The sequence below is a fragment of the Pseudomonas sp. 3296 genome (genome assembly GCF_031456615.1).
In the GTDB taxonomy this organism is placed as follows: Bacteria; Pseudomonadota; Gammaproteobacteria; order Pseudomonadales; family Pseudomonadaceae; genus Aquipseudomonas; species Aquipseudomonas mucoides.
The window spans coordinates 184,402-196,032 of the sequence record NZ_JAVDUY010000005.1 but is presented as its reverse complement, the minus strand read 5'-3'; the positions used below and the strand labels follow the sequence as shown (position 1 = coordinate 196,032).

Annotated in this window: 7 protein-coding genes; 5 read left to right on the top strand and 2 right to left on the bottom strand. The window is 57.2% G+C overall.

Annotated elements, in window-relative coordinates:
- Positions 1-26: 26 nt before the first annotated feature.
- A complete protein-coding gene (locus J2X66_RS14980) occupies positions 27-776 on the top strand; it encodes an enoyl-CoA hydratase-related protein (protein WP_310265615.1) in 750 nt (249 codons plus the stop codon).
- Between the two features lie 151 nt (positions 777-927).
- Here J2X66_RS14980 and pyk read toward each other — a convergent pair whose 3' ends face one another.
- Entirely contained in the window at positions 928-2,379 is a 1,452-nt protein-coding gene (pyk, locus tag J2X66_RS14975; RefSeq protein WP_027922904.1) for a pyruvate kinase, read from the bottom strand.
- Between the two features lie 158 nt (positions 2,380-2,537).
- Here pyk and J2X66_RS14970 point away from each other — a divergent pair, with 158 nt between their 5' ends.
- Together J2X66_RS14970 and J2X66_RS14965 are read left to right on the top strand one after the other, a co-directional pair.
- On the top strand, positions 2,538-2,912 hold the full coding sequence (locus tag J2X66_RS14970) for a tetratricopeptide repeat protein (protein WP_310265613.1): 375 nt from the start codon (positions 2,538-2,540) through the stop codon (positions 2,910-2,912).
- Positions 2,913-3,156: 244 nt separating this feature from the next.
- Complete coding sequence (locus J2X66_RS14965; RefSeq protein ID WP_310265611.1) at positions 3,157-3,516, top strand: PilZ domain-containing protein; 360 nt, start codon at positions 3,157-3,159, stop codon at positions 3,514-3,516.
- A gap of 76 nt (positions 3,517-3,592) precedes the next feature.
- On the opposite strand, the gene J2X66_RS14960 is transcribed toward J2X66_RS14965, so the two are convergent.
- Entirely contained in the window at positions 3,593-3,967 is a 375-nt protein-coding gene (locus tag J2X66_RS14960) for a DUF6124 family protein (RefSeq protein ID WP_310265609.1), read from the bottom strand.
- A 465-nt stretch (positions 3,968-4,432) separates the two neighbouring features.
- Here J2X66_RS14960 and J2X66_RS14955 point away from each other — a divergent pair, with 465 nt between their 5' ends.
- Positions 4,433-7,900: a hypothetical protein gene (locus tag J2X66_RS14955; protein ID WP_310265607.1), complete on the top strand. Its 3,468-nt coding sequence runs from the start codon at positions 4,433-4,435 to the stop codon at positions 7,898-7,900.
- A 147-nt stretch (positions 7,901-8,047) separates the two neighbouring features.
- On the top strand, positions 8,048-11,611 hold the full coding sequence (locus J2X66_RS14950) for a Tc toxin subunit A (RefSeq protein ID WP_310265605.1): 3,564 nt from the start codon (positions 8,048-8,050) through the stop codon (positions 11,609-11,611).
- The last annotated feature ends 20 nt before the right edge of the window (positions 11,612-11,631 follow it).

The following is an 11,631-nucleotide window of genomic DNA, read 5'->3' as shown; positions in this document are numbered from 1 at the left end:
CTGATTTTTCAGACGCGAGACCCACCATGACCGATGCCATCCAGATTGAACGCGAACGCGGTGTGCTGACGCTGCGCCTGAATCGCCCCGAAAAGAAAAACGCCCTGACGCGCGCCATGTACAGCCACTTGGCCGAAGCACTGAAACAGGCCGACACCAACCCCGAAATCAACGCCGTGCTGATCGCCGGCAGCGCCGAGTGCTTCACCGCCGGCAACGACATCGCCGACTTCATCCAGCAACCGCCGGGCAACCTCGACAGTCCGGTGTTTCATTTCATGCTCAATTTGCTGGAATGCCGTAAACCGGTAATCGCTGCGGTGGCGGGTGCGGCGGTGGGGATTGGCACGACGATGCTGCTGCATTGCGATCTGGTGTATGTCAGTCGGGATGCTCGCCTGAGGATGCCGTTCGTTAATCTCGGGTTGTGTCCGGAGTTCGGCTCCAGCTTGCTCCTGCCACGTTTGATTGGGCATGCCAAAGCGGCGGAGTTGTTGCTGCTGGGTGAAGGGTTCAGCGGTGAACAAGCGGCGGAGTGGGGAATTGCCACCGAGGCGTTGGGCAGTGGCGAAGCAGCGTTGGCCAAGGCGCGGGAGATGGCGTTGCGCTTTGAATCGTTGCCACCGGAAGCGGTGCGCATCAGCAAGCAATTGATGAAAGCGCCGGACCGGGAATTGCTGCGCAAGGTGATAGAAGAAGAGGGCGCGTTATTCACCCAGCGGCTGCGGTCGCCGGAAGCGATGGCGGCGTTGACCGGGTTTATAAAGCGGCATTGAATCTTCGGTGATCTTCGATCGTTCCCACGCTCCGCGTCCGTTTTTGGGACGCGGAGCGTCCCGGGTTGCATTCCCACGCGGAGCGTGGGAACGATCAGCAAAAAGCCCCGCCATTCACATGGTGGGGCTTTTGTTTTCAGCGGCCGGTCACTCAGACCATCGGGTCGCCAACGTGCAGGATTTTCATCCCGTTGGTGCCGCCGATGGTGTGGTAGCTGTCGCCCTTGGTCAGGATGACCCAGTCGCCTTTCTCCACAACGCCGCGCTTGAGCAACTCGTCGATCGCGGCCTGGCTGACTTGCTCAGGCGGCAGCGATGCCGGGTCGAACGGTACGGTGTAGACGCCGCGGAACATGGCCGCGCGGGCCTGTGTTTCGCGGTGCGGGGAGAACGCGTAGATCGGCACCGAAGAACGGATGCGCGACATGATCAACGGCGTGTAGCCACTCTCGGTCAGGGCGATGATCGCCTTCACGCCCGGGAAGTGGTTGGCGGTGTACATGGCCGCCAGCGCGATGCTCTGGTCGCAGCTTTCGAACACTTTGCCGATACGGTGGCTGGAGGTCTTGCTGGTCGGGTGCTTTTCAGCCCCGACGCAGATGCGGGCCATCGCCTGCACAGCTTCCAGCGGGTACAGACCGGCAGCACTTTCGGCCGAAAGCATCACGGCGTCGGTGTAGTCGAGCACGGCGTTGGCTACGTCGGACACTTCGGCGCGAGTCGGCATCGGGTTCTGGATCATCGACTCCATCATCTGGGTCGCCACGATCACAGCCTTGTTGTGGCGGCGTGCGTGCAGAATGATTTTCTTCTGAATGCCCACCAGCTCGGCATCGCCGATTTCCACACCCAAATCACCACGGGCAACCATGACCGCATCGGACGCCTGGATCAGCGCGTCGAGGGTTTCATCGTCGGCCACGGCTTCGGCGCGTTCGATCTTCGCCACCAGCCAGGCAGTACCGCCGGCCTCGTCGCGCAGTTGACGGGCGTATTCCATGTCGGCGGCGTCACGCGGGAAGGACACGGCGAGGTAGTCGACTTCCATCTCGGCAGCGAGCTTGATGTCGGCCTTGTCTTTCTCGGTCAGGGCCGGTGCGGTCAAACCACCGCCGCGACGGTTGATGCCTTTATGGTCGGACAGCGGACCGCCGATCAGCACGGTGCAGTTCAGCTCGGTGGCGGTGGCGGTATCAACGCGCATTACCACGCGACCGTCGTCGAGCAGCAGCTCGTCGCCCACGCCGCAGTCTTTGACCAGGTCCGGGTAGTCGATGCCGACCACTTGCTGGTTGCCTTCGGTCAGAGGATGGCTGGTGGAGAAGGTGAATTGATCACCGATCTTCAGCTCGATCTTCTTGTTGGCGAATTTGGCGATACGGATTTTCGGGCCTTGCAGGTCACCCAGCAGGGCAACGAAGCGGCCGTGCTTGGCAGCGAGGTCACGCACCAGCTTCGCGCGAGCCTTGTGCTCGTCGGGGGTGCCGTGGGAGAAGTTCAGGCGGGCGACGTCCAGGCCAGCCAGAATCAGCTGTTCGAGAACTTCCGGCGAGTTACTGGCCGGGCCAAGGGTAGCGACGATTTTGGTACGACGGACGGACATGCAAAGACTCCTGAGTTCAAGCGCTGAGTGAGGCTACTATCATCTTTGGGTGTAGTCATTGTTCATGTGCACTACTTATTCGTTTGTTTATTGAAATGAACATTCCTGAAGATTTTCGCCAGCAGGCCGATACAGCGCTCAAGACAGGAGATCCCCCCATGCGATTTGCGCTCATTGCCGTCCTTGCCCTCAGTGTGACGGGTTGTGCCCGTTGGTCGATGAACCATCATTTGAATCTCGCGTACAGCGCCTACGACCGTGGCAATTGCGAGCAGGTCATGCTCGAACTGTCGAAAGTCGAGCGCTCCAGCCGTGCGCGGCCTTATGTGTGGCCGGAAGTGTCGATGATGCGCGGCCAGTGCCTGGAACGGCAGATGCTGTTTGTCGATGCGGCGCAGACTTACCAGTACATCATTGCGACCTACCCGCAAAGCGAATACGCCTACCGCGCCCGCGCTCGTCTGGAAACCCTGCAGAGTACGGGCCATTATCCGGTTCGCAGCGCCGCGAACCCACGCCCGGCGACGTACTGATTTCAGTTAGCCCTGGCCGCTCGGCGGGGGTGAGCTATAGTCCAGAAGATCGGTTTTAGAGGCTTGCCTTTCCTTTAAAGCCGAGGTCATACCTGTGATCGGCAGGAGTAAGCGTCAGCGGTTGCATGACTGTCGCACCGGGAACGGGGAGAGCGTGCCTTCGCTTCCATGGATTAAATGGAAGAGAGCCCGTTCCGAAGCATTAGTGCGGCCCTGCTTAAGGGCCTTGCTGGGCCATTTTCGCATGTTTACCGACCGCCGAATCGAGCGGCATCAGCTGCCGTATTTCTTGAGAGTGTTCAACAGCGTCACCGACAAACCCATCGGCTTTCTCGGCAACGTGTCTGCAGACGGGCTGATGCTTATCAGTCAGTTGCCCATGATGGTGGGGGTCGACTTTGACCTGCGCCTGAAAATCCCCGCCGCCGACGGTTGCCAGCAGGTCATCGACCTGACGGCGAGTTGCCTGTGGTGTCATGAAGACGCAACTCCCCACCACTATGACGCCGGGTTCAGCCTGCAACGGGCACCGCCGGAGTTTGGGCAACTGGTGGAGGCGTTGACGCAGTACTTCAGTTTTCAGCCGTTGCCGGCGTCTGCCTGAGTTAAGCGGCGCTCTCACTATTGCCATCGCGGGCTTGCCCGCGATGGCGTCAGCACAGGCGCCTGATATCTGAAGCTCAGGCCGTCTTGATCGCCTTCTCGTTATCCAGCGACCGCTCCACCAGCATCAACCCCAACTCACTCATCCGGTAAATCGCCATCGCCAGATGCCGCGGCGTGTTGTCCAGGCTTTCCGCCAGGTCGAGCAGCAGAATGCTGACCGTCGAAAACGTTTCGTAGGTCTCGATGGTCAAGGCTTCGGGATTGGCGTCCGGGACAACGGTGAACATTTTCATGGCGCGGTCCTGGGAAGTGCGAAGGGTTTCTGCGTCGGGTTTGAGGTAATGGTCGAGCGCCTTGTCGGCGGCGGCGTGGAGCTTTCTTGAATCGAGGGTGGCGTAGGGGGAAACCGGGTCGGTTTCGGGGGGTGGATTGGGTGTTGGTTTGAACATGATTGTATTGCCTCTATTAGGGCTACCACCGATTCGCGACTAAACGAAGGGGTGGCGGCTGTACGCAGGTTAGTCGACCGGGAGGCATACGAAAACCGGCGCGCCCGAGGGCGCCCTGCGCACAACCACCATCGAGTGCGGGGATAGGGAATACCCGACTGGATGACGCTTATGCACCTTCATATGTCTACCGGGCGACTAAACCCGATCGCTGAGTGGCAGCGACACGGATCAAGTTACGGGGCAAGGCCAAGGTGCACAAGCCGGCGGATTCTGGCGGATGTGTAGTCCGTTGCGCAAGGCGTTGTAGTCACTTGGCGAGGGCCTGAAAAATCGGGATGAAGCTCAATTTGATGATCATGCCGTTCATCGGAACTGTCAGATTTTACAGGTAGGCAGCGTCCCTGTGCGCGAAGTAGAAAGGCACTTACGGTCTGCGCAGAACATTAGGGACGAACAGCAATCATGTCAGAAGATAAAGACACTACCGAAGTTGGCAACGCCTCTGAACCTGGGATTCTGGTTTCCCGGCCCTATGTAAGCAAGCAGGAGAACTTTTCAAACTACATGAGGTTGGAAGGGGGAGGGCATGCCAACCATTACATCAGAGTTGTTGATGCTTTTACCGGCGCAACGTGTAGCGGTGAGGTACACATGACCGGTGCCGGTCAATTTTTTCTCCAGACCTATCCTTTGCCCGCTGGAGAGCAGCGTTATTTTGTCTGGTTATGGAATGGAAAAGATGAATGGGTGATGTCCAGCAGGCTTATTTCTTTTGGTCACTATGTGCCGACGTTGGGGGAGTCGAACTCGTCGATCAAACAGCTCGATAATGACGACATGTTAAAGGGCGTTTCTTCTCGTTCGACAAACGCGCAAGAACCCGCCGATCCACCGGGTGTCAACGCGTACCACATTCCGCAATTCAACTGGCCGCAGGGACAAAAAATTGAAGGGCGGCAGTACTTTGAATTGACCGCTTTTCCGGGATGGAAAATAAATATTATAGATGCCGCCACATGGAAGGCGCTGAGTGCAACGGCGACAGTAAACACTAACGGCAAAGTTGGTTTGACACTTAGCGAATCTTTACCCAACGGCATTCATGACATCACCGCTCAGGTGTGGGACAGTGGTGATTGGTTCATGGGCAGTCATCTCCTGCGTGTCGTGGTGCTTTCCAGACCTGTCATCCTGACCAGAGTACTCACTTCACTCACGTCGGCGGAAGTATCTGGTAATAACGGTGCTCCTGGTGCAACTCTCCATTTATATCTACAGGGGGGAACTGTTTATTTTGGCCGGGGTACTGTAGATCAGTATGGCAACTGGAAAGTCATAGTTCAAAATTTATACCCAGGCCTTTTGCGCATGACCTGCAGGCAAGTGTTTGACTCAAGAAGGTATGTCGACAAAACTTACTCTGAATGGTCGGAGGTCGTCGAAGTAGACGTAATGCCTGCCCCGGAATTTACATATCCAAGTAAAGAAGGACGGGTTTACCGTGGGAATATCGTAGTCAAAGGGACGGGCAAAGTGCCTTTTTCGAAAGTTCAACTTATGAACGGCGCAGGAACCATTAATTATGGAGAGACAGAAGCAGCGGACCTTGATGGGAACTGGAGCAAAGCGATAAATTTGAGCAATGAAAGCCTGGGGGATTCTAGTCTCTCCGCTCGTCATGTAGCAGGGGGAGAGTGGGGGAACGTCAGCTTCAAGTTAGTCGGACTTGAAATCGAACAACCCCGTGCTGGCGCTACAGTGGATCAGGATGCGCCAATATCCGGGTTTCTTGACCATCCCGGTGCAATTGTAACGGTGTCGAAGGATCTGGATGATGGTTTTATAGTCGGTCAAGGTACGGTGCAGTCAAATGGTAGATGGACGTTAGTTAGTAGTAATGTCAACCCATTACCTGTCGGTGTGTTCAGTATTGTGGCGCGGTCAGCCTATAACAATACGCCTGGCGGGAGCAGTTCGGTACGAACGTTCAATGTTCGGCCACCGACAGTAGAGTTACTGGAAGCCGTCGCATCCGCCAATGGGACTGTAACAATCAAAGGAAAAGGGCACGTTGGCGCGGAGGTCAATCTTCACTACAAAAACAATGGCAACGTATTAAAATTCTTTACGGTGAACTCCGCTTCGTGGACCCAGATTTATCCTGACTGGCTACCCGGTAATTACACTATTACTGCACGTCAATGGGTCATGGGTACCAGCAATCAGAAAATCTATTCCGGGTGGGCTCAAGACCTCTCGTTCACAGTCAAAGTCCCGCCTCCCAGCCTCACCCATAGCGTCGGGCTCGACCAGAAACCAGTATTTTCTGGTAGCGGTAATGCCTGGGCTGATCAGCCTGCCGCCAAAGTCGAACTGCAGATCACAGGTACTTCTAACCCCCTTCCTTCGATGCCGATAGTCAACGTTGTGAACAATCGTTGGACGAATACGGCGATCGCTCAGTGGGAGCCGGGCACTTATTCGGTAAAGGCGCGGCAACTGTTCAACAACCTCCAATCGGAATGGACGTCGCAAGTGCAAGTGGTCATCAAGGCGCCGCTGCCCTCGATCGACACTATTACTGAAAACGGCTTGTCCCCGGACATTACGGGCACCTGCTGGAAGGGCGCAGTGGTTACGCTCACTTTCAGCGATGGCGCCACGATCTATCCGGTGTCTGACACCGATAAGGACGGTCACTGGACTTACCGTCGTCCTGCGCCTTTCACCCCGGGTACGTACACCATCACGGCGACCCAGACTTTCAACGGGCAGACCTCCAACGAGGTGATCAAATCTTTCTCCGTGGTCGTGCCCAAGCCAGTCATCAAAGCCATGGAGCCGCCGGTGGGCCATGAGCCGATCGTTGAAGGTAGCGGCGGTTATGTCGGTGCCGTGATGACGATTTACAACTATTTTACCAACCAGTCACTGGGCAACGCGCCGGTGACTGACGACGGGTGGGCGGTGCTTCTGTCGCTCGAATTTAGCGACTATCAGATTTATGCCAGGCAGTCGTTCAACGGATTATCTTCCGAACAGAGCGAACCCATCAGCTTTAAAGCGGAGTTGTTGGCGCCCGTCGTCAACACGCCACAGCCTGTGGATACGGTTGCACGCTCCTTCAGAATCGAAGGCATTGCGAGCAAAAAAATAGGTATTGAAGTAGCGACGGTAGAGGTGTTTCTGGATGAGGGGGCCGAGCCATGGGCGAGAATCAGGGCCAACTATCGAGGCGAATTCTGGCTCAACGCGACCCTGCCTCTGGGCACACACACGTTGAGGTTCAAGCAACTTATCAAGGATCAGGAATCTGCATTCGGCGAGGATCTTGTGTTCGGGGTCGTGCCGGCCAAGGCGGTCATCGAAACGCCCGCCGATGGCGAGGTGGTCGAGTCGCGCCTGGCCGTTTCCGGTTTTGGTTACCCGGGCGATACGGTTAGCGTCGCCTTCGCGGATGCCCTTGAGGTGATCCTCGGCACCACGCAGGTGTCGGAAAACGGCACGTGGTCGCTCTGGCTCTCGCTTGACCGGCCGGCCGGCCACCCCTCACTCGTGGTTCAACAGAGCTTCGAGAACCATCTTTCCGGATGGACAGCGCCGCGATCGGTTGAGCTGCGGACTCAGCCACCGCAGTTTAGCGCGCCGCTACCTGGTCGATGGGTCAAGCCCAAGCCGACGTTCGCGGGCTCGTCGTGGGCGGATGCCGAGATTGAGCTACGTGCCTGGTTCAATCCGCAAATCAGTAGGGCCGCCTCCCGTGCTGTCGATAACGACTGGGAGGCGACGCCGACGGACGATTTACCCCCGAACGAGCATTGGGTGTGTGCGACGCAAAGCGCGCAGCAGTCGGGCGGTGTCACACGCGTGTCTGCCAGCGCTGACAGCCCTCGATTCGAAGTCATGGTCGATAAAGACGCCGCCGACTGACCCCTTAAATCCCGATGAACGGTCGCATCTACTGTCATTTATGACAGTAGACGCGACGCGAGGGATGCCGCCAAATGGCTGCACAGGGAATGACAGATTGGTCATTCGTTTCCACATCAATGATGTGCAGGTCGCAGGAGTAACAGCATGGCCAAGTCCCCGATCCGGATCGCTCGACAGATGTACGAGCAACTCTTCGACTTGCCCTTGCGCCAGCAATTTTCCGCGCTCAGTGACTATCTGGACAAAGAGGGCTCGGTGTGTGTGCTGGCGCAAAAAGGCGTGAGTGGCCTGGTGTCCGAGTTTGGCCTCAGCGAGCAGCAGGCGCGTGCCTTCCAACAGCGAATCAACGGTCTGGCGACGCAGGTCATGCGCCGTTTTATCGAGTACCGGCTGGCCAATGAAGATGCATCCGTGCCGTCGACGGAAGGGATAAGCGACGGTCCGACTTATGCGCTTTTGTTCAATCCCAGGTTCGATGAACTCTGCCCGGCGAATGCGATTGAAGCCATTCATTCGCCCGCGGCTTATCTGGTTGTTCTGATGCATTGGGCACTACAGCGACTCGGTGCCGCAGACGAAACGGCGTTGCCCCTGACGGGGCGGCGTCCAGACCTTGAGAGCTTGTTGATTGACAACATGACGATCAATGGCTCGGTAACGTCGGTGGAGGTGGTTACCCGTGTGATGGAAACCTTTATCGAGAACACGAGCGGCGCGTCCCAGGACATCGACGAGGAACTGAGCGAGCATTTTTTCCCCAATAGCTTGCCGTTTCACACCCCTTGGAAAACGCTCGATTACGTGCTGCGTAAAGGCGCCGAGTCGGTCGGCAGTGTCGTGCGTCTTTGTGACCCGTTGTATCCGTATTTCATTCGCCCGCTACCCTGGAGTGTCGCGTACGACAAGGCTTTCACCCAAGCCGCGAGGCTTAGTCCTGCGCAGCGAAAAATTCTGACCGAGGACCGGGATCCGTCGGGGGATTTTTATACGCGTTACTTCGGGTTGGCGCCGATACTGGGAGGCAATCTCAGGCATGTGAGTGTGTTCAATGAGCGAACGAAGCTCGATTTTCAGGGCGTTGAAGCGTTGTTATCGCTTGAGAAGTCGTCGATCACCTTGTCAGAGAATGTGCAAGTCCCAGCCGTCGCTGTTTCTGGGGTGGATGCCGGGTCGGTCTACATCCATGACGGGCGTAGTCCTGCTATTACCATCGAGTATGCAGACGGGGGGGTTCCCGACCTTTTCAATTTTTTCGAGAACGCCACTCCCGACCACTATGACCGCATGAATCGAAAACTGCGCCTGGACGGGTGGCTGGAATTACCCAGCCAGGACGTCGATGCAGTGATCGTCGCGGCCATGCATGCTGAAAGTTCGTCGGTGAAGCCTTCGTACTTGATGACCGAAAACACGGTTCGGGCTCTGGGCCTGTTTCAGGAGTTGCGCGAGCAATATGCCTGTACCGCCGAGGAGTTTGCAGCGTTCTTTTGGCGGATTTCGATTTTTGGCCGGGGCACCGAAAAGTCGCAGTTCGACCGTATATTCAACGAACACATGCGTTTCTCAGCCCCTTTCAAGCTCGACGGCGGCGAGTTTGCAATCATCCCGGTCGCCCCGGCAGACCTGCTCACGGTCAATCAGTTGTGCAGTGGTCTGGGCATCAACCTGGAGACCTATTTCTACCTCGCGCATTTTGTCGCCGATGCCCATGGCGTCACCCAGCTCGCACGCAGTTTACCGATTGTTTCCAGTTTCTATCGCATGGCCAGGTTGCCGCGTTTGCTGGGAATTACGCCCATTCAGGCCATCCTTTTACTGGGCGTGACAGGTGGCGAAGCCTGGGTGACCCCGCTGGCCGGCACTCCCCGTATTGCTACCCAGCGCAATCAAGCAACATCGGACACGTTGAGTGTCATTCACACCCTCATGGAGTGTGTTCGCTGGTGTCGCGATGCCGACCTGCCTGTGCATTGGGTGATCGAGCAAGTGACGCCGATCACGCCATCGTCACTGCCGAGCGATGCACAACGTGAGTTGTTTTCCCAATTGCAGGTGCAGCTCCCTCCTGTGTTGTTGACCGAGCAAGCGTTGACCATGGTGGGTGTTCCGGCCTTGTCGAATAATCGCCAATGGATGAACGAGTTGCGGGTTCTGGTGGATGAACAAGGGCTGGTCGTTCACTTTACGGAAACGCCACAACAGTCATTCGAGTCCTATGCCCGGGAGGCCATCGATCGCGTGGTGAAGGCCGCCATTGTCGGAATCGACGACACTGCGCTTCGGGTCATCGTCGAGAAGATCCTCGCGGTAGTACTGCGCACCGAAGCCGGCCAGCGCAATGTGGTGCAAGGCAGCCTGAGCGCCTATGTCGGGCTTGCTTCAGAACAGGTGCTGCCAGTGCTGACATGGTCCGGGTCAACGGTGTATGGCGTACTGGCCGAGGTGCTGGCACGTTGGCCGGCTGATTCCGATAGTGTTTCGCGCCGACAAGCCAACGAAGAGCCGGGCGACCCTTTCCTGAGCGTGCTGGCGGAGTTTTCGCGACGCAGTAACGTGGCCGCGACGCTGCAACTGAGCGCAGGTTTCCTGAGGCACTTTATCCAAAGTGGTTACGAGCGGTGGTTCGCGCTTGAGACCCTGCAATCGTTCTCGATCTCGACCCTTTATGACCTCACGGTTTACAAACGAGCGGTCACGATGACCGGCCAACCCGAGGAGAAACTGCTCGATTATCTGCAACGGGTCAATGCCCTGCCCAACCTTGTCGGTGACGGGAAGCTGTTGGTTCAAGAGCGGGCGGCAAAATTGTTGGCGGAGCTGTTTGCATGGAGTGTCCGGGAAGTGCGCGCCTGCGCTGATCACGTCAATCCTGGGCAGGGTTTTATCCATACGTTGGCGCAGCTAGACGTACTGACCCGTATTCGTCAGCTCGCACAGAAAACGGAACTGAACGCCGAAACCCTGCTGGACATGGCCAAGCTGCCGGCGGATAGCGCCGACTCCTATAAGGCTTACGCTTCAGTGGCCGAGCAGGTCAGCGCCAGTTTGTCCGACCGCAACGACCCGACGCTGGCCGACGACGTCGTAGCGATTGGCCTGGATGTGCTGGTCACTTGCACTGTAAGCGCCCCAACGTTGATTGCGAATCACCCTACCGTTTTTGTGGTGTACACCGTGGAGGTCATGGACCGTTCGAACACGCCGCTGAAATCGGTCAATGTGCATTGGCGCTCCGGGCTGGGCCGATTTGCTGCTTCGATGAGCGTCACCGGCAACGACGGAAAAGCCACGGTGAAATTTTACCCGGGCTCGCAGATGGGCACGGCTGTTCCCTCATTCAATCTGGACCTGGGCAAGGAACGGGTTGCGCCAGCGGTCGAGATCGGCCCGGATCAGACGACGCTGAGCATCACTGCGGATAACATTTTTCCGGAGCCTCCAGGCCCAGTGCTGCTCGGAACACCGGTCACCTACAGAGCAACGGTGCTCGATGACTATGAAAACCGTTTTGTGGGCGAGCAGGTGACCTGGACCCTGAGTCCCGGTTCTCAACCGCCAGTCCATAGCCGGACCAACAGCAAGGGAGTCGCTGAACTGACGTTTACCAGCGGTGATGCCGGGATAGTAACTGTCGAGGCCGCGGTAGGAAGCGCTTCCCTCTCGTTCCGGCCGATCGAGTTCGTTGAAGCGCTACCTCAACCCGAATAAGCCCACTGGCTTTTGAGTGC